This is a genomic window from Streptomyces sp. ATLC9, assembly GCF_057196705.1.
This window is the reverse complement of the sequence record NZ_JBXUOY010000021.1, coordinates 1-23,789: the sequence shown is the minus strand read 5'-3', so window position 1 is coordinate 23,789 and position 23,789 is coordinate 1. Positions and strand designations below refer to the sequence as shown.

The window sequence follows — 23,789 nt, the reverse complement described above, 5'->3', positions numbered from 1 at the left end:
CCCCGCTCAGTCCCGTCGCCCTCGCTCAGTCCTGTCCGGTGTGCGTGAGGAACTCCCGCAGCACACGTTCCCCGGCCGCGACCCCGCGCTCGGGCAGGGCGGTGATGTGCGGGGCACTCCAGCCCAGGTCGGCCAGTTCCCCGTGGCCGGGCCGCCAGCCGGTGTCGGCGGCCAGCAGCAGGTCGGCGTCGAGGAGGGAGTCTCCGGCGGCCAGGACGTGCTCGGCGCCGGTGCGCCGGGCGACCTCGGCGACGGCGGCGCTCTTGGTGAGCGGACGCGGCACGGCGTAGAGCTTTCGCCCCTGGAGGGAGACGGTCCAGCCGCGCGGCCCGGCCCAGTCGGCCAGCTCCTTGACCCAGCCGTCGGGCAGCTTCTCGCGGTCGACGACCAGATAGGCGAACAGGTCCTCGGCGACGCGCTCCTTGAGCAGCCAGCCGGGATCGGCGGCTTCCACCATGCGGGCGCGCACCCGCGCGAGCGGCGCGCAGTCGGCGTCCAGGGCGCGCCGTACCCGGGCGTGCCAGCCGGGGTCGGACTCGCCGTCCACCATCAGATGGCCGCCGTTGGCGCAGATCGCGTAGCGCGGGGGCGGGCCGGGCAGATGGATGCGGCCGTACTGCTCGCGGGTGCGGGTGGTGGTGGGGACGAAGACGGACCGGTCCGCGAGTTCGGTCAGCAGGGCGGCGGCGGTCTCGGTGAGGTACGACAGGGGCTTGGACTGGTAGACCTCCACGCACAGCAGACGCGGGGCCTCGGCGTCGGGTACGGTCAGCCCGAGGGCGGCGGCGGAGTAGACGAGGGTGCGGTCCAGATCGCTGGCGACCAGGACCGTGCGGCGCCCCGGAGCCGCGTGTGCGGCGTCGGCAGCCGGGCGGCTCACCGGACCGCTCATCGGGCGGCCTTTCCGTCGGCGCCGGTGGCGCCGCGCGTGTAGCGGGGGTGGATGAGGCCGATGCAGGAGTAGGGCAGGTCGTCGGCCTCCTCGACGGGCACGCCGCGCTGCCCGGCCAGCAGCCGGATGTGGTCCAGGTCGGCGCCCGCGCCGCGCCGGGCCAGTACGCGCCAGGGGACGCGGCGCAGCAGCACCCGGGTGGTCTCGCCGACACCGGGCTTGACGAGGTTGACGTCCCCGATGCCGTACTCCTCGCTGATGCGCTCCACCGCCCTCCAGCCGGCCCAGGTGGGGGCGCGGTCGGCGGCGAGCAGTTGCGCCGCGTCCGCGGCCACGTCGGCGCGTACGGCGTCGAAGCGGCTCTCGACGGTGTCCAGGAAGAGGTTGGAGACGTCTCCCGCGGCCAGATCGCGGTAGTACTTGGCCCCGTGGAAGTCGTCCGGCCCGACGAGGTCGGCGCGGAGCACGGTGCGCGAGACGAGGCCGGAGACGGTGGAGTTGAGGCAGGCGGAGGGGATGAGGAAGTCCTCGCGGGTGCCGTAGGTGCGCACGCAGCCGCCGGGGTCGGCCAGGACGGCGAGTTCGGGTTCGAAGCCGGGGAAGGGACGCAGGGCGTCGGCGAGTTCGCGGGTGATGGCACCCTTGCCGGTCCAGCCGTCGACGAAGACCACGTCGGCCGGGTCGTGGTGGGCGGCGAGCCAGCGCAGGGCGGTGGTGTCGATGCCGCGGCCGCGGACGATGGAGACGGCGTAGTGCGGTATGTCCAGGCCGTGCGCATGCCGGGCCCAGCGGCGCATGAGCACCCCGACGGGGGTGCCGGCGCGTGCGAGGGAGGCCAGGACCACGCCCTTCCCACGGTCGTGCCGGACGCCGTCCCGGCCGCCCCGTTCGGCGAGCAGGGTGTCGGTGACCACTCCGACGGCGCGGGCGATCCGGTCGGCGGATGCCTCCAGCGCCTGGTGGAACAGCCGCTGGTACTCCTGGCTGGGCTGGTACTCCACCGGCAGCGACTCGGCGTAGTGCGCTCCGCCGGACTGGATGGCCTCCTCGCGCTCCTCGGTGGGCGCCTCCAGGGTGACGCCGGAGAGGTCCTGGAGCAGCCAGCCGACGTCCTCGGCGGCGTAGGAGGAGAAGTCCGGGCCGCGCAGCGGTGCGGGCAGGGGCCGGTGGGAGGGGACGACCGCGAGCAGCACCCGGCCGGTGTGGGCGGCGAGGTGGGCCAGCAGGCCGTCGGGCGCGTGGAGGGCGGGGGTGTCGGCGGCGGAGTCCACGACGGCGACGACGGCGTCGAAGCCCTGGCCGGCGATGTTGTAGGCGTAGCGGTCGCCCGGCCGGTCGGGGGTGCCGTCGGCGGGGTCGTCGTGGGCGGGGAAGACCAGGCGGGTGCGGATGGCGTAGCCGGGCTCGTCGACCGCCAGGACGGGCGAGCGGGTGGTGGTGGAGTAGCGGACCTCGGCGCCGGTGGCGCCGGTGAGCGCTTCGGCCAGCCGCAGCGGCGCGTACATCAGCTCCTCGCACCCCAGGACGAGCACCCTGCGCGCCCCCTCGGGCAGGTGGGCGGCCATCCGGCCGGCCATCGCCGGCAGCGCGGCCTCCAGCCGGGCGCGGTGGGCGGGAGTGAAGCCGTGCCGCCCGCCGTCGGGCAGGCCCAGCGGCCAGCCCAGCTCGACGCGGCGCACCTGGCCGGGGTCGAATCCGGGCGCGGGCCGCGGCGGCGGGCTGTCGTGGGCCTCGACCAGGGCGGCGCCGCGCTCCAGTACGTCCCCGGGGAGGCGTACGGTGCCGGTGGCCAGGGCCACCACGTCGATGCGGGCGCCGAGGTCGGCGGCGAACTTCTCCAGCCGGGCCCGGTCCTGCGGCCCGCGCAGGTCGGTCAGCGCCACGATCACGTACCGCTCGCGCGGGAAGGCCCGGTGCAGTGCGGTCATGGTGTTCAGGACGGTGGTGCCGGTGGAGAACTCGTCGTCCACCAGGACCAGCGGCCCGTCCCCGGCCAGCAGCCGCGGGTCCTGCGGCAGCAGCAGATGGGAGGTGGCGTGGGAGTGCTCCTCCTCGAAGCCGCCCACCGGCTCCACTCCGGGTACGGCGCGGCGCGTGGAGTGGAGGTAGGGGGCGGTGCCCAGGCCGTCGGCGACGCTGTGGCCGAGGCCTGTGGCGGTCTCCGCGTAGCCGAGGACGACCGCGCGGGCGGCGTCCGCGCCCAGCAGCTCGCGGACGCGTCCGCCCAGGCGCAGTCCGGTGCCGTGGACGGTACCGGGCAGCTGGGGAACGTGCTTGCCCAGCACCTGGGAGACCAGCAGGTGCGCCCGGCGGGCGTTGCGCCGCAGGGCCAGGCCGAGCAGGTCGCGCAGACGTCCGTCCTCCTCGCCGGCCGGGGCTTCCAGCCCCACCTCCAGTCGCTGTGCGACCCACTGGCCGGACCACTGGCCGGTTCCCCGCCCGGCCCCGGTCCCGGGCCCGCCGGTCTCCTCCGGCGCCCCGCTCCGCCGTCCGCCCGTGCGCCCGTGTTCGTCCGCCGCCTGCGTCACCCTGCCGTACCCCTCGCCGTGCCGCTCGCCATGGCCGTGGTCGTGCTCGTCCGTATGACTCATATGCTCCCAGCCGCCAGCAGCTCGACGAACCCCACGCCCTCGCGCGCGACGCCGAAGGCCTCGGCCCGCAGCAGGGTGCGCTCGGCCCAGGCGCGGTGCGGCTTCACCTCGTTCATCTTGTTGGTGTACGCGGAACGCAGCACTCCGCCCCCGCAGCGCTCGGGGCGCAGTATGTCCGTGGCGTCGCTGAACTCCTCATGGCTGACCACCGACAGGGCGTGGACGGGTGCGACATGGGAGGGGTGGATGCACGTCTTGCCCTGCAGGCCGTTGGCCCGGTCCAGGCCGATCTCGCGCAGCAGTCCGTCCATGTCGTGCTCGATCAGCGCGGCGCGCAGCTCCTCGGCCCGGCCGGTGAACGGGCTCTGACGCAGCTGCGGTTTGAACATCCGCTCCTGGAGCCGGAAGTACTCCCACACGGGCCCGGTGACGGTGAAGCCGGTGCCGTCGGCCCTGCCGAGCACGTTGACCACGTCGGCTATCACCGAGGCGACGATCTGCACGTCGTAGGCGGTCATGTCGGGGCTGCGACGCAGGCCGTAGGCGGAGCAGAAGTCGGTGACGCCCAGGCGGAGCGCCAGGACCCGGTCGCGGTACTTGTCGACGGTGCGGGCTATCCCGGTGAGCGTCTCCACCCGCGTCTCCAGGTGCAGGAGGTCGGGGGACTCCAGGACCGGCATGGCGAACAGCCGCCGGCCGCAGTCGGCCTCGGCGGCGGTGAGCGCCTCCAGGAAGGGGATGCCGCGCTCCTCGGTGAACTTGGGCAGCACGAAACCGGACAGCAGGCGGGTGCCGGGGCCCAGGCGCCGGACCAGGGAGATGATCTGCGCGGGTTCCCGGACGCGGACGAACAGCAGCGGGGGCTCGGTGGATCCGGCGCCGGGGGTGGAGGCGGCCAGCTCGGTGAACTGCCGCACCAGGTTCTCCTCGGCGCCGGGCACCTCGGCGTCGTCGATGGAGTCCTCCAGGCAGAGCACCATGGAGACCACTCCCCGCCGGGCCTGCTTGAGTACGTCCTCGGCGAGCCGGGGGCGGATGGCGGGGCTGTAGAGGGTGGCGCCGAGGGCCACCGACAGCAGGCGGGCCGGGGACTGCGATGAGAATTCGGCCGGTTCCCTGTGGAACAGTTCCCGCCGTACCTGCGGCGAAAGGTGCCCGAAGTGTCGCACAGGACCCCCGTTCCATCACCGGCCCCATGTCTTTCATGAGCGAGAACCGGCCGATCATCGTAAGCACGCACGTGGCTCAAAAGTTACTCGAAAGCGTGAACATAGCATTACTTACGCATAAACCCAGGGCGCCGAGGCACCCGCGTTGTACCGGCGGGCCGAGACAGGCAGGATGGCGCTATGACGCACGCGATGCTGAAGGGGTCGAACATCCAGCTCCACGCGACGGCCGTGCGCGCCGTACTGCGCTGGACGCCGGGCACGGGCGTCCACGACGTCGACGCCTCCGCGCTGCTGCTGGGTGCGGACGGGCGTGTGCGCTCCGACGATGACTTCGTCTTCTACAACCAGCCGCAGCACCCTTCCGGGCTGGTGCGGTACCTGCCCAAGAGGCGCGAGCCTGAGGGGCTGACGGACTCGCTGGAGGTGGATCTCGGCCGTCTCGACCCGTCCGTGGAGCGGGTGATGCTGTCCGCGTCGGCGGACGGCGGAACCTTCGCCGATGTGCGCGATCTGGTGCTGCTGGTGGTGGACGCCGACGGCGGCGAGACGGTGGCCCGTTTCGAGATCCGTCCCGAGACGGGCTCGGAGACGGCGCTGATCTGCGGTGAGCTGTACCGGCGCGGGGACGGCTGGAAGTTCCGCGCGCTGGGGCAGGGGTACGACACCGGGCTGGTCGGACTGGCGACGGACTTCGGCATCTCGGTGGAGGAGGCCGGGTCGGCCCCGTCCGGGGAGCCGGACCAGACGATCCCGCAACCGCCCCCGGAGCCGGGTTTCCCGCGGCCGGAGCCGATGCCCGAGCCCCGTCCCGAGCCGCAGCCGCACCCCGAGCCGCCGCCCGGCCCGACCCCTCCGCCGCCGCGCCCCGTCCCCGGTCCCACACCCGGGCCGGAACCGCTGCCCGAACCGGAGCCGCAGCCCCCGGGGCCGGGGCCCGAACCGGGGCCGGAGCCCCAGCCCGCCGCCGCGTCGCATCCGACGGCCCCCGTGCCGGCCGTGCCGCCTCCGGGGTCCGCGCCGGGGGTCCCCCCGGCGCAGTCGGCGTACGGCTACCCGCATGTGCCCCCGCCGCCGGCCCGGCCCCCGGCCCACCGGCCCGGCACGCCCGACCCGGCCTTCACCCTGCCGCCGCAGGGGCCGCAGTTCGTGGGTCGCTAGCCGGGCCACCCGGTGCGCCTCCCCGCCCTCTAGTGCCGCGTCGGCCAGGGTCTGCCCGGTGGCGAGGCGCCCCGGTGCGTACGATCGCCAGGCGGCCGGAAGCCGCACGTAGTTGTCCTACCCGGGCTTTCGGCCAACACGGCGAGCGTGCGTGCCAGGGCGACGAGCGGGGTGAACCCTGGCTGACGCGACACCAGGGGAGACGCCCCGGCCGGCAGCCGGTCACGTCCGGTCCGCCTTGTTCTTGTAGCCGCGCGCCCACTGCAGGCCCCAGCCGTAGAGCCGGTCGAGCTCCGACTGGAAGCCGTAGACGTACCTCACCTCGCGGCGGGCCACCAGCTGGCCCTTGGCGTCGTTCTCGATCAGCGCCACCGCGCAGGAGCGTGCCTCGGGGGCGCGTTCGTCGAGGCCGACCTCGATGCGCGGGCCGTTGCTGGGAATCAGTGAGACCACCGCCTGGGTGCGGTCGAACGCCGGAGTCCCGTCGTAGATGTAGACGAAGACCAGCAGCCGCTTGATCTTGTCCTTGTGGTCGAGGTTGACGTAGATGGTCTCACCCGACGAGCCGCCGAACCGGTCGTCCCCGCTGAGCTTGACGTACGGCGGCGCGTTGATCTCCCCCAGCAGTCCGCCGAGCGGCTGGACGACGCCCCTGGTTCCGTCCTTCAGCTCGTACATGCAGGCCAGGTCGAGGTCGACCGTCACCACACCCCGGGTGTGCCCCTGCACCGGTTCGGGCTTGAACGCCTGGAGCGGGTTGCGCAGCAGGCCGCCGCGCCGCGGTCGTCCGTCGAGGTCGGACGAGCGCATCCGCCAGGAGAGATTGATCTGCAGGTGGCCGCTGTCGGCGCCCTGCTTGGTGAGCGAGACCGTCGAGTGTCGTTTGGTCAGCTCCATCGCGTACGTCGACGCGCCGCCGACCGTGTCGAACCTAGGGCCTCTGCGCATTCCACTGCGCCAGTTCTCCCACAGGGAGACCATGCCTTCCTACCCCCAACTCCCGAGCGGACCGTCCCGTGACCGTGCCGTCTGCGTGTCCGCGGCGTCATGCCGCGGGGGGGGGGGGGGGGGGGGGGCGGGGGGGGGGGCGGGGGCGCCCCCCCCGCCCCGCCCCCCCCCCCCCCCCCCGCACAGAGCGTTCCGCAATCAGGCCGCCGTCACACGCCGGAGGGGACTTCCGGCTTCCGCGCCGGGCTGCCGCCCTCGTCCCCGCCCCGCAGGGCGTCCTTGCGGTTGTGCCGCACCGAGGTCCAGAAGGCGGTGCCGATCAGCGCGACGCCGATCAGGCCGGTGATGACCTCGTTGACGTGCCACCTGATGGTGACCAGCAGCAGGATGCCCAGGGCGCCGATGGCGTAGTGGGCGCCGTGCTCCAGGTAACGGTACTCGTCGAGCGTGCCCTGGCGGACCAGGTAGACGGTGATGGACCGGACGTACATCGCGCCGATGCCCAGGCCGATCGCGATGACGACCGGGTCGTTGGTGATGGCGAAGGCACCGATGACGCCGTCGAAGGAGAAGGACGCGTCCAGGACCTCCAGGTAGAGGAACATGAAGAACGCGGCCTTGCCCGCGAGCAGGACGACCGAGGGCTCCTTGCCCGCGCGCCGGGCGGCCTCCTCGGCCTCGTGCTGCTGTTCCTCGTCCTCTTCGATCTTGTTCTCGAAGTGACTGGAGAGGCCGTTGACGATCAGATAAGTGAGCAGACCGGCGATACCCGCGAGGTATACCGTCGCGGACTCGTCCGCGTGCCCCTCGTAGAGCACGGCGTGGGTGCCCAGGACGGATCCCGAGATCAGCAGGGCGATCAGGGCGACGACGACCGAGAGGCCCTCGACCTGGCCGAAGCGGGCCAGCGGGCGCTCGATCACCTTGAGCCAGTGGATGTCGCGTTCCTCGTCGAAGAGGAAGTTGAGGAAGATCATCAGCAGGAACATGCCACCGAAGGCCGCGATCGCCGGGTGGGCGTCGGTGACCAGCTGCTCGTAGCGCTCCTGGTCGTTGAGCGCCAGGTCGACCGCCTCGATCGGCCCCAGCTGGGCCGAGACGGAGACGATCACGATGGGGAACACCAGGCGCATACCGAAGACGGCGATGAGGATGCCGATGGTGAGGAAGATCTTCTGCCAGAACTCGTTCATCTTCTTCAACACGCCGGCGTTGACGACGGCGTTGTCGAAGGACAGCGAGATCTCCAGGATGGAGAGGATCCCCACCAGGGCGAACGCCTCCCACCCCCCGAACAAGAAGGCGGCGACGAGTCCGGCGGCGGTGACACCGAAAGACCAGCCGAATGTCCTTAGAACCACTGATTACCCAATCTTCTCTCTGGTGGGATCCCCCCACGCCGTGGGCGGTGTGGGACGCCGAGCGACCCGCTTTACGAAACATTTACTCCGAAGTCTAGAGCGATGCCCCGCAGCCCCGACGCATACCCCTGACCGACGGCACGGAACTTCCACTCGCCCCCGTACCGGTAGAGCTCCCCGAAGATCATCGCGGTCTCGGAGGAGGCGTCCTCGGTGAGGTCGTAGCGCGCCAACTCGTTGCCGTCGGCCTGGTTCACCACGCGGATGTAGGCATCGGTGACCTGGCCGAAGCTCTGCCTTCGGGTCTCGGCCTCGTGGATCGACACCGCGAAGACCACCTTGTCGGCCTGCTGGGGCACCCCGGTGAGGTCCACCAGGACCGTCTCGTCGTCACCGCCGCCCGTACCGCCGACCAGCTCGTCGCCCGTGTGCTCGACCGACCCCTCGGGGCTGGTGAGGTTGTTGTAGAAGACGAAGTACTCGTCACCGAGCACCCGGCCGCCCGCGCACAGCAGCGCGCTGGCGTCCAGGTCGAAGTCCGCGCCCGTGCTGGAGCGGGCCTTCCAGCCCAGACCGACCTGGACCCGGGTCAGGTTCGGCGCGGCCTTGGAGAGGGAGACATTGCCCCCCTTGGCGAGCGTGACGCCCATGTTCCTGCTCCTCTCCCGATGTGGTGCGCCCAGTGTTCCCGGGACGCCCGGCGCCGCATACCTCCCGGACACGGAAGTCTGCGGCGCCGGAGACTGCCGGGATCGGGTGCAACCGACCGGCGGCGGGAGACGATCGGCAGGTCTCAGACGTTCACGCCGAAGTCCTGTGCGATGCCGCGCAGGCCGGAGGCGTAGCCCTGGCCGATGGCCCGGAACTTCCACTCGGCGCCGTGGCGGTAGAGCTCCCCGAAGACCATGGCGGTCTCGGTGGAGGCGTCCTCGCTCAGGTCGTAGCGCGCCAGTTCCTTGTTGTCGGCCTGGTTCACCACGCGGATGTAGGCGTTGCGGACCTGGCCGAAGCTCTGCTGACGGGTCTCGGCCTCGTAGATCGACACCGGGAAGACGATCCTGGACACCTCCGCGGGCACCCCGGCGAGGTTCACCTTGATGACCTCGTCGTCGCCCTCTCCCTCACCGGTGAGGTTGTCGCCGGTGTGCTCCACGGAGCCGTCGGGGCTGGTGAGGTTGTTGAAGAAGACGAAGTGCTGGTCGGAGACGACCTTCCCCTCGGTGCTCGTCAGCAGCGCGCTGGCGTCCAGGTCGAAGTCCGTACCCGTGGTGGTACGGGCGTCCCAGCCGAGACCGACGATCACGGCGGTCAGGTTGGGGGCTTCCTTGGTCAGCGAGACGTTGCCGCCCTTGCTGAGGCTGACTCCCACGAGTCCTCCCGGTTGGTCATGAGGAGCACGATGTGCCCCCGTTGCGTGGATGCGGTTCGATAACGAGCCGATCCTAGTGATCGGTTCCCGGCCGCCGTACGGCCCTACAGGCTTTCGAGAGCCTTGGCGTACTCGTTCAGATCACGTGCGTCGGGCAGCGCGTTGACCACCGCCCAGCGCACCACGCCCTCCTTGTCGATGATGAAGGTCCCGCGCACCGCGCACCCTTTCTCCTCGTCGAAGACGCCGTACTCGCGGGCGGTGTCGCCGTGCGGCCAGAAGTCCGACAGCAGCGGGTAGTCGAGTCCCTCCCGCTCCGCGAAGACGCGCAGCGTGAAAGGAGAGTCGCACGAGACGGCCAGGAGCTGGACGTCGTCGTTGACGAAGCGGGGCAGTTGGTCGCGCAGGGCGCACAGCTCACCGGTGCACACCCCGGTGAAGGCGAAGGGGTAGAAGAGCAGGACGACGTTCTTCTCACCCTTGAAGTCCGCGAGCCGCACGGTCTCGCCGTGCTGGTTCCTCAGTTCGAACTCCGGGGCCTTGGTGCCCACCTCGATCGCCATGGACGTGTTTCCCTTCGGTGTAGGTGACGCCTCCACCCTACGCAGGGCCCCACGGCCTCCGAAGAGCGCCGAGCCCCCGTACGGCCGGGGGCGGGGCGGGGCGCGGGCCCGGCCCCGGGGGGCCGGGGGCGGCCCTGGGGGCCGGCCGCCCCGGCCGCCGCCCCCCCCCCCCCCCGGCCCTCGGGGGCCGGGAGCCGTCAGTGGCTGGTCACCGTTTGCCGGTGCGGGCGGTCTTCGGGGTGACCAGGCGGTTTCCGGTCCAGTCCTTGCCGGCGTTGACGGTGCTGGTCTGGGCCAGTCCGGCGGTCTGGGCCGCCTCGCCGATCTCGCTCGGCTCGACGTACCCGGGCCGTCCGGTCTTCGGCGTCATCAGCCAGACCGGAGCACCGTCCTCGACCAACGTGATGGCGTCCACCAGCGCGTCCGTCAGGTCGCCGTCATCCTCGCGGAACCACAGCACCACGGCGTCGGCCATGTCGTCGTAGTCCTCGTCGACGAGTTCCTGGCCCGTGATGGCCTCGATTCCCTCGCGGAGGGCCTGCTCGGCGTCGTCGTCGTAACCGAGCTCCTGGACCACCTGCCCGGGCTGGAAACCCAGCCTTGCGGCGGGGTTGGTCCGCTCCTCCGCGTGGTCCGCGGTCGCGCTCACGGATTGCCTCCTGTCATCTTTCGAAAGTAGGTGGTGCCCGCGCGGGCGCGCGGAGCAATGGGCGTAGTCCACACGGGCTGGACCGATCGCGCAAGTACCCGGCCGCTGATCCCGCCCAAACGTTGACGTGTCGCCGCACACCGCCTGAACCGCTGTGGTGCGCGGCACGCCCGTACGCCTATTTTGCCCCAATCAATGACGAATAAGGCCGGGGTCGAACGGCCGTGCGTGGGGCGCGGCCCTCTTGGGCGTAGGGTTGCCGTTCGGCCGACTCACGCCCCGGCCGCACCGGCCCGGGCACCCGGGCGTCTCACGGAGTGGGGTTACCCCTCGGTAGAGATGACGTATCCGCCCCAGCGGTACACGATGGGAGACGGCGCGACATCCCAGCAGAGCAAGACCGAACAGCGAAGGAACAGCGTGGCTTCCGGATCCGATCGCAACCCGATCATCATTGGTGGCCTTCCCAGCCAGGTCCCGGACTTCGATCCCGAGGAGACCCGGGAATGGCTCGACTCGCTCGACGCCGCCGTCGACGAGCGGGGCCGGGAACGTGCCCGCTACCTGATGCTCCGCCTCATCGAGCGCGCCCGCGAGAAGCGTGTGGCCGTGCCGGAGATGCGCAGCACGGACTACGTCAACACCATCGCGACCAAGGACGAGCCGTTCTTCCCCGGCAACGAGGGGATCGAACGCAAGATCCTCAACGCGACCCGCTGGAACGCGGCCGTGATGGTCTCTCGCGCTCAGCGGCCGGGCATCGGGGTGGGCGGCCACATCGCCACCTTCGCCTCCTCGGCCTCGCTGTACGACGTGGGCTTCAACCACTTCTTCCGCGGCAAGGACGGCGGCGACGGCGGCGACCAGATCTTCTTCCAGGGCCACGCCTCACCCGGCATCTACGCCCGCGCCTTCATGCTGGACCGGCTCACCGAGACGCAGCTCGACGGATTCCGCCAGGAGAAGTCGAAGGCGCCCGACGGTCTGTCCAGCTACCCGCACCCGCGGTCGATGCCGGACTTCTGGGAGTTCCCGACCGTCTCCATGGGGCTCGGTCCGATCGGGGCGATCTACCAGGCCCGGATGAACCGCTACATGCAGGCGCGCGGGATTGCCGACACCTCCGACTGCCATGTGTGGGCCTTCCTGGGCGACGGCGAGATGGACGAGCCCGAGTCCCTGGGGCAGCTCTCCCTGGCCGCCCGCGAGGGTCTGGACAACCTGACCTTCGTGGTCAACTGCAACCTCCAGCGACTCGACGGCCCGGTGCGCGGCAACGGCAAGATCATCCAGGAGCTGGAGTCGGCCTTCCGCGGCGCCGGCTGGAACGTGATCAAGGTCATCTGGGACCGCTCCTGGGACCCGCTGCTGGCCCAGGACCGCGACGGCGTGCTGGTCAACAAGCTGAACACCACCCCCGACGGCCAGTTCCAGACGTACGCCACCGAAACCGGCGCGTACATCCGCGAGCACTTCTTCGGCGGCGACCACCGGCTGCGGAAGATGGTCGAGAACATGACCGACGAGCAGATCCTGCACCTGGGACGCGGCGGCCACGACCACCGCAAGGTGTACGCGGCCTACAAGGCGGCCCGGGAGCACAAGGGCCAGCCGACGGTGATCCTGGCGCAGACGGTCAAGGGCTGGACGCTCGGCCCGAACTTCGAGGGCCGCAACGCCACCCACCAGATGAAGAAGCTGACGGTCGAGGACCTCAAGCGCTTCCGCGACCGGCTGCACCTGCCGATCGCCGACAAGGAGCTGGAGTCCGGCCTGCCCCCCTACTACCACCCGGGGCGGGACTCGGAGGAGATCCAGTACATGCACGACCGGCGGCGCGAGCTGGACGGCTTCACGCCCAGGCGCGTGGACCGCTCCAAGCCGCTGGTGCTACCGGGCGACAAGACCTACGCCACGGTGAAGAAGGGCTCCGGCCAGCAGCAGGTCGCCAGCACGATGGCGTTCGTGCGGCTGCTGAAGGACCTGATGCGGGACAAGGAGATCGGCAAGCGGTTCGTGCTGATCGCCCCCGACGAGTACCGCACCTTCGGAATGGACTCCTTCTTCCCGTCGGCCAAGATCTACAACCCGCTGGGCCAGACCTACGAGTCGGTGGACCGCGAGCTGCTGCTGGCGTACAAGGAGTCCCCCAACGGTCAGATGCTGCACGACGGCATCTCCGAGGCCGGGTGCACGGCCTCGCTGATCGCCGCCGGCTCGGCCCACGCCACCCACGGCGAGCCGCTGATCCCGGTCTACGTCTTCTACTCGATGTTCGGGTTCCAGCGCACCGGTGACCAGTTCTGGCAGATGGCCGACCAGCTCGCGCGCGGCTTCGTGCTCGGTGCCACCGCCGGCCGCACCACGCTGACGGGTGAGGGGCTGCAGCACGCCGACGGCCATTCCCAGCTCCTGGCCTCGACCAACCCGGCCTGCGTCGCCTACGACCCGGCCTTCGGCTTCGAGATCGCCCACATCGTGCAGGACGGCCTGCGGCGGATGTACGGCGAGAACGCCGAGGACGTCTTCTACTACCTGACCGTCTACAACGAGCCGATCAAGCAGCCCGCCGAGCCCGAGGGCGTGGACGCCGAGGGCATCGTCAAGGGGCTGTACCGGTACCGGCAGGGCGAGGCCGGGTCGATCCCGGCACAGATCCTCGCCTCCGGTGTGGCCGTGCCCTGGGCCGTGGAGGCCCAGCGCATCCTCGCCGAGGACTGGAACGTCCGGGCGGACGTCTGGTCGGCGACCTCGTGGAACGAGCTGCGCCGGGAGGCCGTCTCGGTCGAGCGGCACAACCTGCTGCACCCGGAGGAGGAGCAGCGCGTGCCGTACGTGACCCGCAAGCTCAAGGGGACCGAGGGCCCGGTGGTGGCCGTCTCGGACTGGATGCGCTCGGTACCCGACCAGATCGCCCGCTGGGTGCCCAACCGTTACCAGTCGCTGGGTGCGGACGGTTTCGGCTTCGCCGACACCCGCGGTGCGGCCCGGCGTTTCTTCCACATCGACGCCGAGTCGATCGTCCTGGGCGTGCTCACCGAGCTGGCCGGAGAGGGGAAGGTGGACCGCTCGGTGCTCAAGCAGGCCATCGACCGGTACCGGCTGCTCGATGTGGCCGCCGCCGACCCGGGCCCGGCGGGCGGCGACGCCTGACCTCAGCCGCGGACGTGACCGCGGATCTCACCGATGTGTTTTGGGGGGGGGGGGGGGGGGGGGGCGCGCGCCCCCCGGGCCGGCCGCCCCGCCCGGCCCCCGCCGCGCGCCCCCCCCGCCCCCCCCCCCCCCCCCGAAACACATCGCGTACCGGCACATCGGGTGTCGGCAGACCACGCGCCACGCGTCGGCGCAGCCGTCACAGCCGTCACAGCCACAGCCCCCATGAGCCGGAGGCGGTGAAGAGCCATATCAGGCCGAAGACGGTGTCCAGCGCACCCAGGACCACGGCCACCACGGCAGCCTTCGACCGGGTGCTCCAGCGGCGGCCCATGGCCAGCCAGCCGCAGACCATGGCGATGGGACCGAGTACGAAGCCCATCACGAAGAGTCCGACGACCGCGCAGACCGCGCCGATGACGCCGAACGTCGAGCGCTCGTCCCCGGTGAGATCCCCGCCGCCGCGCCGTTTGCCTTCGAAGTACCGCGTGCCCGTCATCTTCCCTCCAGGGTCGTCGGACCGGCCTGTGGCTTCGGATACCCCGGGCCCCCCGTACGATGCCGGGCATGGCGGATATACGGGCCAAAGAACGCTGGGAACGCCGGACGCAGGGGCCACTGCTGTTGTTGTCGGTCCTCTTCGCCGTCGCCTATGCCGTACCGATCGTGCGCACGGATCTCGCCCCGTGGGTACGGGACGCGTGCCAGGGTGTGGAGTGGGGGGTCTGGGCGGCGTTCGCACTGGACTACGCGGTGCGGTTCCGGCTGGCTCCGCGGCGGTGGGCCTTCGTGCGCAGCCAGCCCCTCGCGCTGCTGGCCGTACTGCTCCCGCTGCTCCAGCCGCTGCGACTGCTGCGGCTGGTCTCCGCCCTGCTGCTGGTCGGGCAGCGGGCCCGGATGGCCTCCCGGGTGCGGGTGACCACCTATGTCGCCGGCTCCTGCCTCGGGTTGCTGGTGTTCGGCTCGCTGGCCGTGCTGGAGGTCGAACGGAACTCCCCGAACGGCAACATCACGACACTCGGCGACGCGGTGTGGTGGTCCTTCACCACCATGACCACGGTGGGTTACGGCGATCTGGCGCCGACCACCGGCCTGGGCCGGCTGCTGGCCATCGGGCTGATGCTCTCCGGAATCGCTCTGCTCGGTGTGGTCACCGCCAACATCGCCGCCTGGTTCATCGCCCGGTTCGACGAGGAGGACGCCGCGGAGCGGCAGCAGACCGCGGCGATCGAGGGCCTGACGGCCGAGGTACGCGCTCTGCGGGCGGAGGTCGCGGAGCTGCGGGGCGGGCTCGCGGGCCCGGACGGGCCCGGCGACGGAACGGTGACGGACGGGGCGGTGACGGACGGGGCGGACCACGTCAGCTCTCCCAGATCTTGATAGCCCGCACCCGGTAGTCCGTCCGCGGCACCCAGCTGCCCGACGGGTAGGTGTCGAACTCGCCGGCCTCGGCGCACTCCGCGCTCTGGTAGGCCGTGACGGGCCGTCCTGTGCGGTTGGCCAGCGAGGCGGCGGAAGCGCCCCGTGGCAGCGGCGCACAGCTCTCGATGTCGGTGTCCGCCAGTTCGTGGGTGCGGCGCGGCCCCTTGAAGTCCGTGCGCTCCCACAGGCACAGCTCCCCGGCCGCGCACTCCCCCAGGCGCGGTGCCGGTGCTGCCGCCGACACGGCCGTCTGCGGTGTCAGGACCGTGAGCAGTGTGGCGACCGCCGCCAGGGCAGCGGACAGCGCGGCCCGGCGGAACCCTCGGTCGCGGTGCGTACGGATGCGGTGGGCGCCCGCGGCGCCGCGGGCGCTGTGGATGCGGTGGGTGCGGTGCGCGTGATGAGTGCGGTGAATGTGACGCATGTGGGTCTCTCCCCCGTGTGTCGGTCGCTGTGCGATCAGCTTCGGCACGGACATGCCTGCCTGCCAAGGGCGGGCCGACCGTTTCACCGGGACGGGTAACGGGTTTGTCCACAACCGCCTGGTCGTCCACAGATTTCCGCCGCTCCGGGCGCGTATCGGGCAGGCACCGGGCACTTCGAACCGGGCAACGGAAGCACAACCGGCGTGACGGCCGTCCGTACGGTCGCCCACCACCGGGTGGACGAGGCGTGACGTATGCGGCGCGGCTGGTGAGGAGGACCCGGGCGCCGACCCATACGATGACCCGTATGGGTGACGTACTGGCCGGAATTAACTCCTCCTGGGAGTTCGACACCGACTCCGCGCTCATCCGCTTCGAACGGGGCATCCGCACTCCGAAGCTGTTCCACGTACTCGGTGAGCGGCGCGTCCCCTACGAGGCGCTGAGGTCCGTCGAGCTGGCCCCCGGCACCAGACGGGGCACGGTCGTGCTGCGCGCCGAGCCTCGCCCGGGTGCCGATCCGCTGGTGGAGGCCGCCGCAGGACAGCTCAGGGAGACCAGCGACCCGTACCGTCTGGTGCTCCCCGCCGAGCAGGAGCCCCTGGCCGCCGCCCGGGTCAGCGAGCTGCTCTCCGTTCTCGGTCCCCGGGCGCAGGAGCCGGCCGACCGCCACCTGGTCGCCGCTCCCGCCGCTCCGCTGCAGTTCAAGGCGTATGACGGCAAGGTCTCCTTCGACGGCCGGACGGTGTCCTTCCGCTGGTTCTGGACCGGAGCCTCCTCGGCGAAGTGGAAGGCGGGCGACCAGTCGTTCCCCGTGGGTGAGTTGCAGGGTGTCCGGTGGCGCTCGCCGGAGGTCGTGGGCGGCCACCTGCGGTTGGTCCGCCGCGGCGAGACGGAGGACCGGGAGCGCCCGGAGGCCGACCAGGACCCGGCCGCCGTCGTCTTCGGCCTGGGCTACGGCCTGGTACACGAGTCGCTGCCGCTGGCGGCCTCGGTACTGGAGGCGGTACGGGCCGCCGGACCCGCCGCGGTCCCGGAGACGGCGGCGGCTCCCGTCCCCAGCGCGGCGGACCCGGTCACCACGGCCCGGCCCGCTCCAGCCGACATCGCCGACCGCATCCGGCACCTGGGCGAGCTGCACGGGGCCGGGCTGCTCACCGACGAGGAGTTCAGCACGAAGAAGGCCGAGCTCCTCGCCGAGCTGTGAGCCCCGCCGCGGTGATCCGCCCGGACCACCCGGTCCGTCCGGTCATCTCGCACCCCATCCGGTTCCTTCAGGATGTCTCCGACGCCCGCCGGGCGTCCGCATAGAAATCGATCTTGAAGTCGAGAACCGCCAGTGTGCTCCGCAGCTCCTCGATCCGGCGCCTGACGTCCTCACGGGTCGCGCGCAGCAGTTCCTGCCGATCCTCGAAGGTGTGGTCGCCCGCGCGCACCAGTTCCGCGTAGCGCACCATGTCCGCCACCGGCATTCCCGTCAGGCGCAGCTTGCCGACGAAGGCCAGCCAGTCCAGGTCGCGGTTGGTGAAGCGGCGCTGCCCGGTGTGCGAGCGGTCGATGTGCGGCATCAGCCCGATCCGCTCGTACCAGCGCAGCGTGTGGGCGCTCAGACCGGTGATCGCGGCGACCTCGCTGATCGTGTAGCGGTCCTGTCCGTCCGGCCGCGGATGGGGCGCTTCGGCCGCCGCGCACACGTCCGTCCGCGGTTCCCCGGCCTCCCCGCCGGCGTCCGTGTCCGTCCCTGTCCGCACCTGTGTCCGCGTCACGGTCATGGGTGAACGCTACGGAGTTCGAGTGCGCTCCAGGCAAGCGGACGGCAGGAGCGAAATCCCGCCACCCCGGCCCGCCGTACCCCACGTTAGGCTCAGGGACATGGACAGCCTGCGCACGATCGAGAACTGGCCGGTCACGACGGCGGCGGCCGCCGTCGTACGCGCCGACGGCACGGTGGCCGGAACGCACGGCCCCGCCGATCACCGCTTCGCGCTCGCCTCGGTCACCAAGCCGCTGGCGGCGTACGCGGCGCTGATCGCCGTCGAGGAGGGCGCGATCGAGCTGGACGAGCCGGCCGGTCCCGAGGGCTCGACGGTGCGGCACCTGCTCGCCCATACCTCCGGCCTGGCCTTCGACGAGCACCGCACGACGGCCGCCGCGGGCGCCCGCCGGATCTACTCCAACACCGGCTTCGAGGTGCTCGGCGACCACATAACCAGGGCCACCGGCATCGCCTTCCCCGAGTATCTGCGCCAGGCCGTCCTCGTCCCCCTGGGCATGGCGGCCACCGATCTGCCGGGCTCCCCGGCCAAGGACGGCGTCTCCACCCCGGCCGACCTGGTCCGCTTCGCCGCCGAGATCCAGGCCCCGCGCCTGCTGGATCCGCGCACCGTCGCCGAGGCCACGTCCCCGGTCTTCCCCGGTCTCCCCGGCGTTCTGCCCGGCTACGGCAACCAGAAGCCCAACGACTGGGGCCTGGGCTTCGAGATCCGCGACGGCAAGTCCCCGCACTGGACGGGCGCCTCCTCCTCACCGCGCACTTTCGGCCACTTCGGGCAGGCCGGTACGTTCCTGTGGGTGGATCCGGAGGCGGGCGCCGCCTGTGTGGCCCTGGCGGACCGGGCGTTCGGCCCCTGGGCGATCGAGGCGTGGCCGCCGTTCACCGACGCGGTGCTGGCCGAGCTGCGCGGGAACTGAGGCCGGCGCCCGCCCGACCGCCGCGGACGGGCGGCCCGGAGCGAGGCCGGACTCGACGGCACCTCCCAGACCCGCACCCGCAGCGCGCGGAGCGGGCGGTGGACGCGGTGACAGGACCCCGGCCTCGCCGGCGTACGGGCGCTGGAGACCGAAGAGGGCCGGGACAGCGGTGGCGGCCCGGGTCCGTCCGCCTCAGCCGTAGGACGGCTCGGAGTGCATCTCCCAGATCAGCGCCTCGGCCCCGGCATCGCTCCCGGACGCCTCCAGCCCCCGCGCGCCCGTGATCCGCGCCGCGTCACCCGCCTCCAGCGGCTCACCGCCCAGGCGCAGCCCGCCGCGCACCACGTGCACGTACACCCACGGCGCGTCCGGCACCGCGGTGCGCTCCCCCGCGCCCAGCCGCCGCACGTGCAGCACCGCGTCGGCGCGGGCCAGGGCGTAGGGGGTGCCGTCGGCTATGCCGCGTACGACCTCGTACTCCGCCTCGCCCCCGAACACCCCCGGCACCAGCCACATCTGTACGAACCGCAGCGGCTCGCCACCCGCGTTGCGCTCCACGTGCCGGATGCCGCGCCCCGCGCTCAGCCGCTGCACGTCCCCGGGCCGCACGGTCACACGGCGGCCGGCCGAGTCCTCGTGGGTCAGCTCGCCCTCGACCACCCACGAGACGATCTCCACGTCCGCGTGCGGGTGCTCGGCGAAGCCCGCGCCCGGTGCGAGCCGTTCCTCGTTGCAGGCGACCAGCAGTCCGAAGCGCGTGTTGGACGGGTCGTAGAAGCCGGAGAAGGAGAAGGAGTGCCGTGTCTCGATGCCGGCGGCCGGTTCTCCGCCCCGATAACGGTCCGCATCGCGCCATATGTGCAGCATTCCTCCACGGTACGCGGACGGCCTGACATCCCACACGACGGCCGTACGCCCCTCACACCTCCCGGCGGAACAGGGCCGTCCAGAGGAAGGGCTCGCCGAAGTGGGGGGAGTCGGGCGGTTCGTCGCGCATGCGGCGCAGCTCGACCTCCGCCAGCCCGGAGAAGATCCGGCGCAGCGACCGCGGCGTGTAGGCCAGACCGCCGTGGAGGCCCGGCGGAACGGACGGGGCGGAGGGACCGGATGGACCGGAGGGGCGGTACAGCTCGGCGTCGGGCAGTTCGCAGCCCATCCCCCCGGGCCCTGCCGCGAAGCAGGTGAGCGCGAGGTGGCCGCCGGGGGCCAGGACGCGCTCGGCCAGGGCGAGATAACTGACGCGGCGGTGCGGCGGCAGATGGTGGAAGCAGCCGGAGTCGTGGACCAGACCGTAGGGGCCGGGGAGTTCATGCCCGGTGAGGGCGAAGGCGTCCCCGAGGTGGAACCGTATCTCCGCTCCCGCCTCGCGGGCCCGCTCCCCGGCCCAGGCGAGGGCCCGCGGGGAGAGGTCGACGGCGTCCACCTCGAATCCGGCGGAGGCCAGGTGAAGGGCGTTGCGGCCCGGCCCGCAGCCCAGGTCGAGGGCCCGGCCCGGGGCGATCAGACCGCGCTCGAGATACGAGACCAGGCTCTCGTCCGGTTTCGCCGCGAAGAACGGCACCGGTTTCGAGCGGTCCGCGTAGAAGCCGTCCCACCAGGGGGCGGCGCCGGCCGTCCACCGGTCCGCCTCCGGGGCGAACAGCCCGTCCAGCAACCTCAGTACGTCCTCCACCGTGCGGATGCCCCGGTCCATACCGCGCCCCTCTCTCCCTGCGGGGAACGTATGCCCGAAGCGCCCCGGGCACCATCGGGGGGGGGGGGGGGGGGGGGCGGGCCCCCCCGCCCCCCCCCCCCCGCCCGCCCCCCCGGGGACCGGTTGTGTCAGCCCTCCCCTCCGGGCTTCGGAGCCGCCTGCTGGACGACCTCGAAGGACCAGACGGTGGAGTCGGACGCGGCCGGGCGCCGGTCCGCGCCGCTGCCGCCGCCCTGGTGTGCCGACTTCATCGGGCCCGACATCCAGGCCCGGAACGCGGCCTCGTCGCGCCAGCGGGTGTAGACGAGGTAGCGGTCGGTCCCCTCCACGGGCCGGAGCAGTTCGAACCACTCGAAACCGTCGGAGGACTCCACCGCCCCGGCCCGGGAGGCGAACCGCCGCTCGAGTTCCTCCCGCTGCTCGTCGGGGACGGTCAGAACGTTGATCTTCACGATGCTCATGCCCTCATCGTGCCTCCCGCCGCGGGCCCCGGGAACCGCGGCACGGCGATCGTTCCGGCTTGCGGTGCTGTGCGGCGAATGTGCCGGGTGCGGCCGGTGAGGCGTGCCCTGCACGCCGTACGGCCGTGTGTCCGTCTGCCGTGCGCCGTCCTCGGGACGCACTCCTGGGGTCAGAGCCGCAGAAGCCGGTCCGCGGCGTCGCGGTACTCCCGCAGCGTCCTGCGCAGCTCCTCCGTGTGCTCGGCGGAGTCCTCGCCGTGCCAGGGCTCGCGCAGCCTGCGGTGGTGTTCGGTGAGCACCTCGGCGATGCGGCGGGAGATCTCCTCGAACACGGCGTCCGCCTCCTCGACCGAGCGCCGCGGCCCGTCGACGAAACCCGTGACCGCGTCGTGCAGTCGCCTGCCGAACCGCTCGCGCTCCTCGGGGGACAGCAGGCCGTTGCCGCCGCCTCCGCCCTCCGGGCGGTGTCCGTTCGCCTCCCCGTGCGTTCCCGGTCCCGGTCCCGTCCCCACCGCCGTTCCGGCGGCCGGAACGGCGCTCTTCCCGAGCGGCTCGGGCGGCGTGTCCCGGGAGGAGGCGGACGGCGCCTGGCCGTTCCCCCGGTCGGCGGCCCCGGCCGGCTCCACCGGCTCCACAGCCGCCACCGGCTCCGTCCGGTCGGCCGGGGGCGCGTCGTCCGTCCATTCGGGCCGGCCGGCGCGGTCGGCCAGCGGGGCCCGGCGTTCCGATGGGATGTGTCCGTTCGTGCTCATGCCCTGCCTCCGGAGGTGTCGTGGCGGCGCACCGCTCCGGGCAGGTGCAGCCGCTCGGAGAGACGGCCGTGGTCCCGCGATCCGGAACCGCCCGTGTGCTCGTGCTCGTGCTCGCGGCCGTGCTCGTGCCGCCCGCCGTGGGAGTCGTGCGCGGAGCGCTCCATCAGCTCCTCGTACAGAGCGCGGGCGTGTACCAGCGCCTCGCGCAGCCGCTCGGTGTCGGCCTGGCCCTCACGGGCCAGCACGGCCACGGCGTGCACCTCGCGGTAGCCCTGGACGCGCCGGGGATGGTGCACGGAGAGTGCGGAGACCTGCTCGTCGTATCCGCCGCCGGGGAAGCCGCGCGCCTCGGCCAGCCGGCTCAGCAGCCGGTCGGCGGAGACGACCGCCTCCACCGGCGCGTCGACGAACCGCTCCTGGACGGTGGCCCACTGGGCCTCGTACTCCTCGCGCTCCCGCGCGGCCAGCGGCTTCGTCCGCAGCTCGCCGTGGCGCCGGAGCCGCTCACGCAGCTCCTGCTCGGCGGCCTTGGTGTCGCCGTTGTGCTGGGCGACGGTCCGCTCGTACTCGGGGCCGAACCGGCGCTTGACGGAGTGCGGTCCGCTGCCGCGCCTGGTGAGGAGCAGAGCGATCGCGAGGACGACGACCGCCGCCACGATCACTGTGATGATCAAACCTGTGGACATGGCCCGCCTTCCACGAGTGTCCCCTTGCTCGGGCTGTCAACTCTCCGCGTTGCCGCCCTCGCCGCGCGCAAACGGGGCACCGGTGAAGGACGCCGGGGCGTCGAAGGCCGCCCGCCGCGTGGCGCGGCGCAGCGCCCGCAGCACCGCGCCGCCCACGGTGAGGGTGAGCACCACGGTCAGCAGGGCGCGGGGCAGGTCCCAGCCCAGGGAGGTGGCCAGGACGTAGGCGGTGAACTTGGCCAGCTTCACCTCCAGCGGGTCCCCGGGGACATGGGAGATCCCGCTGGCCAGCCCGCCGATGAACGGCCAGCCCTGGAGGTTCATCACCACGCCGTACAGCACCGAGGCGACAGCCCCGTACACGGCGAGCAGCGCCAACTCCCGCCGCCCGCGCAGACTGTGGGGGCCGGGCAGCAGGCCCGCGCCCATCGCCACCCAGCCCATCGACAGCATCTGGAACGGCAGCCACGGCCCGACCCCGCCGGTCAGCAGCGCCGAGGCGAACATCGACACCGCGCCCAGGACGAACCCGAAGCCCGGCCCCAGCACCCGGCCGGAGAGCACCATCAGGAAGAACATCGGTTCCAGGCCCGCCGTGCCCGCCCCCAGCGGGCGCAGCGCGGCGCCCGCGGCGGCCAGCACGCCGAGCATCGCGACGGCCTTGGCGTCCAGCCCGGTGTCGGCGACGGCCGCCACCGCCACGGCCAGCAGCAACGGCAGCAGCGCGGCGAACAGCCAGGGCGCGTCCCCGGAGTGGGCCAGTCCGGAGGCGGAGTCGGCCAGCAGCGGCCAGCCGAAGGCCGCCACGCCGACGGCCGAGACGATGCCCAGGGCAGCGGCGGAGCGCGGCCCGATCCGCACGGCGCGCACCTGGCGGTCGGCCTGTCCGCTCCGCCCGGGGCCGGCGGCGCCCGGCGTGCCGGTCACACGCCCACCCCCGCTTCCTCCAGCGCGGCCCGCACCTGGCCGACCGTGAGCCAGCGCCGGGGGGCGAGGACCTTCGCGGTCTGCGGGGCGAAGGCGGGGGAGGAGGTGACGACCTCGGCGCTCGGGCCGTCCGCGACGACCTCGCCGTCGGCCAGGATCACCACCCTGCGGGCGAGTTCGGCGGCGAGTTCCACGTCGTGGGTGGCCAGGACGACGGCGTGGCCCTCGTCCGCCAGCGCGCGCAGTACACCGGTCAGCCGCTCCTTGGCCGCGTAGTCCAGGCCGCGTGTCGGCTCGTCCAGGAGCAGCAGGGGAGGGGAGGCGGTGAGGACGACGGCGAGCGCCAGGGCCAGGCGCTGGCCCTCGGACAGATCGCGCGGATGGGTGCCGTCGTGGACGTCCGGCAACAGGGCGGAGACCAGGGCGCGGCAGGTGCCCGCCCCGGCGCCCGCGTCGCGGTCCGCGCCGGCGCACTCGGCGGCGACGGTGTCCGCGTACAGCAGGTCGCGCGGGTCCTGCGGCACCAGCCCGACGCGGCGCAGCAGTTCGGAGGGCCGGGTGCGGTGCGGCACGGCACCGGACGCGCCGCCCAGGCGCACGGTGCCGCGCACGGGCTCGTACATGCCGACCAGGGTGTTCAGCAGGGTGGACTTGCCCGCGCCGTTGCGGCCCATCAGCGCGACCGTCTCGCCCGGCCGCACCGTCAGGTCCACCTTCTCCAGGGCGGTGATCCGGCCACGGCGCACGGACAGCGAGGAGACCTCGGCCAGCGGCTCGCCGCCGGGCCCGCCGGATTCGTCCGGCGAACCGGCCCCGGCGCGTCCGGCGGGCGGTTCCAGCGCGTCCAGCCGCTCCCGCAGCCCGGCCGCCCTGCGG

The 23,789-nt window shown here is 72.5% G+C and carries 24 protein-coding genes; 5 read left to right on the top strand and 19 right to left on the bottom strand.

Translation table 11 applies throughout. From position 1 onward, the window contains the following. Positions 1-25: 25 nt before the first annotated feature. From AC2CJA_RS04270 to AC2CJA_RS04260, 3 genes are read right to left on the bottom strand one after another with little or no spacing between them, the layout of a single operon-like run. The gene (locus AC2CJA_RS04270; RefSeq protein WP_484601300.1) at positions 26-892 is read right to left on the bottom strand and encodes an HAD family hydrolase; all 867 of its coding nucleotides are present in this window, start codon (positions 890-892) and stop codon (positions 26-28) included. After that, on the bottom strand, positions 889-3,483 hold the full coding sequence (locus AC2CJA_RS04265; protein WP_484601299.1) for a phosphoribosyltransferase: 2,595 nt from the start codon (positions 3,481-3,483) through the stop codon (positions 889-891). The genes AC2CJA_RS04270 and AC2CJA_RS04265 overlap by 4 nt, the downstream gene beginning before the upstream one ends. Continuing rightward, positions 3,480-4,652: an HpcH/HpaI aldolase/citrate lyase family protein gene (locus AC2CJA_RS04260; protein WP_484601298.1), complete on the bottom strand. Its 1,173-nt coding sequence runs from the start codon at positions 4,650-4,652 to the stop codon at positions 3,480-3,482. Before AC2CJA_RS04260 ends, AC2CJA_RS04265 begins: the two co-directional genes overlap by 4 nt. A 180-nt stretch (positions 4,653-4,832) precedes the next feature. Between AC2CJA_RS04260 and AC2CJA_RS04255 the strand changes: the two genes are divergently transcribed. Next, positions 4,833-5,813, top strand: coding sequence for a TerD family protein (locus tag AC2CJA_RS04255; RefSeq protein ID WP_484601297.1), 981 nt, complete (start codon positions 4,833-4,835; stop codon positions 5,811-5,813). 222 nt (positions 5,814-6,035) lie between these two features. Here the strand turns inward: AC2CJA_RS04255 and AC2CJA_RS04250 are convergent, their stop codons facing one another. The 6 genes from AC2CJA_RS04250 to AC2CJA_RS04225 form a co-directional block, all read right to left on the bottom strand. Next, a complete protein-coding gene (locus AC2CJA_RS04250; RefSeq protein ID WP_484601312.1) occupies positions 6,036-6,761 on the bottom strand; it encodes a TerD family protein in 726 nt (241 codons plus the stop codon). 209 nt (positions 6,762-6,970) lie between these two features. Continuing rightward, positions 6,971-8,122 (bottom strand): DUF475 domain-containing protein, encoded by a 1,152-nt coding sequence (locus AC2CJA_RS04245; protein ID WP_484601296.1) that lies wholly within the window; start codon positions 8,120-8,122, stop codon positions 6,971-6,973. 71 nt (positions 8,123-8,193) lie between these two features. Beyond that, a complete protein-coding gene (locus AC2CJA_RS04240) occupies positions 8,194-8,772 on the bottom strand; it encodes a TerD family protein (RefSeq protein ID WP_484601295.1) in 579 nt (192 codons plus the stop codon). Positions 8,773-8,915: 143 nt separating this feature from the next. Further along, positions 8,916-9,491 (bottom strand): TerD family protein, encoded by a 576-nt coding sequence (locus tag AC2CJA_RS04235; RefSeq protein WP_484601294.1) that lies wholly within the window; start codon positions 9,489-9,491, stop codon positions 8,916-8,918. A gap of 104 nt (positions 9,492-9,595) precedes the next feature. Further along, positions 9,596-10,054 carry a peroxiredoxin gene (locus tag AC2CJA_RS04230; RefSeq protein WP_484601293.1) on the bottom strand — a complete coding sequence of 153 codons (459 nt, stop codon included), beginning with the start codon at positions 10,052-10,054 and terminating at the stop codon, positions 9,596-9,598. Positions 10,055-10,262: 208 nt separating this feature from the next. Then, entirely contained in the window at positions 10,263-10,703 is a 441-nt protein-coding gene (locus AC2CJA_RS04225) for a DUF3052 domain-containing protein (protein WP_093654740.1), read from the bottom strand. 420 nt (positions 10,704-11,123) lie between these two features. Between AC2CJA_RS04225 and aceE the strand changes: the two genes are divergently transcribed. Continuing rightward, complete coding sequence (gene aceE / locus AC2CJA_RS04220) at positions 11,124-13,856, top strand: pyruvate dehydrogenase (acetyl-transferring), homodimeric type (protein ID WP_484601292.1); 2,733 nt, start codon at positions 11,124-11,126, stop codon at positions 13,854-13,856. 208 nt (positions 13,857-14,064) lie between these two features. Here the strand turns inward: aceE and AC2CJA_RS04215 are convergent, their stop codons facing one another. After that, positions 14,065-14,355 carry a hypothetical protein gene (locus AC2CJA_RS04215; RefSeq protein WP_484601291.1) on the bottom strand — a complete coding sequence of 97 codons (291 nt, stop codon included), beginning with the start codon at positions 14,353-14,355 and terminating at the stop codon, positions 14,065-14,067. Between the two features lie 59 nt (positions 14,356-14,414). Here AC2CJA_RS04215 and AC2CJA_RS04210 point away from each other — a divergent pair, with 59 nt between their 5' ends. Next, positions 14,415-15,236 carry a potassium channel family protein gene (locus AC2CJA_RS04210; RefSeq protein ID WP_484601290.1) on the top strand — a complete coding sequence of 274 codons (822 nt, stop codon included), beginning with the start codon at positions 14,415-14,417 and terminating at the stop codon, positions 15,234-15,236. Here AC2CJA_RS04210 and AC2CJA_RS04205 read toward each other — a convergent pair. After that, complete coding sequence (locus AC2CJA_RS04205) at positions 15,217-15,702, bottom strand: peptidase inhibitor family I36 protein (RefSeq protein ID WP_484601289.1); 486 nt, start codon at positions 15,700-15,702, stop codon at positions 15,217-15,219. The genes AC2CJA_RS04210 and AC2CJA_RS04205 overlap by 20 nt on opposite strands. Positions 15,703-16,010: 308 nt before the next feature. Between AC2CJA_RS04205 and AC2CJA_RS04200 the strand changes: the two genes are divergently transcribed. After that, positions 16,011-16,910 carry a DUF4429 domain-containing protein gene (locus AC2CJA_RS04200; protein WP_484601288.1) on the top strand — a complete coding sequence of 300 codons (900 nt, stop codon included), beginning with the start codon at positions 16,011-16,013 and terminating at the stop codon, positions 16,908-16,910. Between the two features lie 67 nt (positions 16,911-16,977). Here the strand turns inward: AC2CJA_RS04200 and AC2CJA_RS04195 are convergent, their stop codons facing one another. Next, positions 16,978-17,475, bottom strand: coding sequence for a MerR family transcriptional regulator (locus tag AC2CJA_RS04195; RefSeq protein ID WP_484601287.1), 498 nt, complete (start codon positions 17,473-17,475; stop codon positions 16,978-16,980). Positions 17,476-17,575: 100 nt separating this feature from the next. Here AC2CJA_RS04195 and AC2CJA_RS04190 point away from each other — a divergent pair, with 100 nt between their 5' ends. Next, the gene (locus AC2CJA_RS04190; protein WP_484601286.1) at positions 17,576-18,394 is read left to right on the top strand and encodes a serine hydrolase domain-containing protein; all 819 of its coding nucleotides are present in this window, start codon (positions 17,576-17,578) and stop codon (positions 18,392-18,394) included. Between the two features lie 192 nt (positions 18,395-18,586). Here the strand turns inward: AC2CJA_RS04190 and AC2CJA_RS04185 are convergent, their stop codons facing one another. The 7 genes from AC2CJA_RS04185 to AC2CJA_RS04155 form a co-directional block, all read right to left on the bottom strand. Further along, positions 18,587-19,261 (bottom strand): pirin family protein, encoded by a 675-nt coding sequence (locus AC2CJA_RS04185; RefSeq protein ID WP_484601285.1) that lies wholly within the window; start codon positions 19,259-19,261, stop codon positions 18,587-18,589. Between the two features lie 52 nt (positions 19,262-19,313). After that, entirely contained in the window at positions 19,314-20,087 is a 774-nt protein-coding gene (locus tag AC2CJA_RS04180) for a class I SAM-dependent methyltransferase (protein WP_484601284.1), read from the bottom strand. Positions 20,088-20,215: 128 nt separating this feature from the next. After that, complete coding sequence (locus AC2CJA_RS04175) at positions 20,216-20,548, bottom strand: antibiotic biosynthesis monooxygenase family protein (RefSeq protein ID WP_484601283.1); 333 nt, start codon at positions 20,546-20,548, stop codon at positions 20,216-20,218. Positions 20,549-20,718: 170 nt separating this feature from the next. Further along, a complete protein-coding gene (locus tag AC2CJA_RS04170) occupies positions 20,719-21,300 on the bottom strand; it encodes a hypothetical protein (protein ID WP_484601282.1) in 582 nt (193 codons plus the stop codon). Further along, complete coding sequence (locus AC2CJA_RS04165) at positions 21,297-21,986, bottom strand: hypothetical protein (protein WP_484601281.1); 690 nt, start codon at positions 21,984-21,986, stop codon at positions 21,297-21,299. Before AC2CJA_RS04165 ends, AC2CJA_RS04170 begins: the two co-directional genes overlap by 4 nt. A gap of 36 nt (positions 21,987-22,022) precedes the next feature. Beyond that, positions 22,023-22,913, bottom strand: a complete 891-nt coding sequence (locus tag AC2CJA_RS04160) for an ECF transporter S component (RefSeq protein WP_484601280.1) — start codon at positions 22,911-22,913, stop codon at positions 22,023-22,025. Further along, on the bottom strand, positions 22,910-23,789 hold an 880-nt coding region (locus tag AC2CJA_RS04155), incomplete at its 5' end, for an ATP-binding cassette domain-containing protein (RefSeq protein ID WP_484601279.1). The genes AC2CJA_RS04160 and AC2CJA_RS04155, both read right to left, overlap by 4 nt.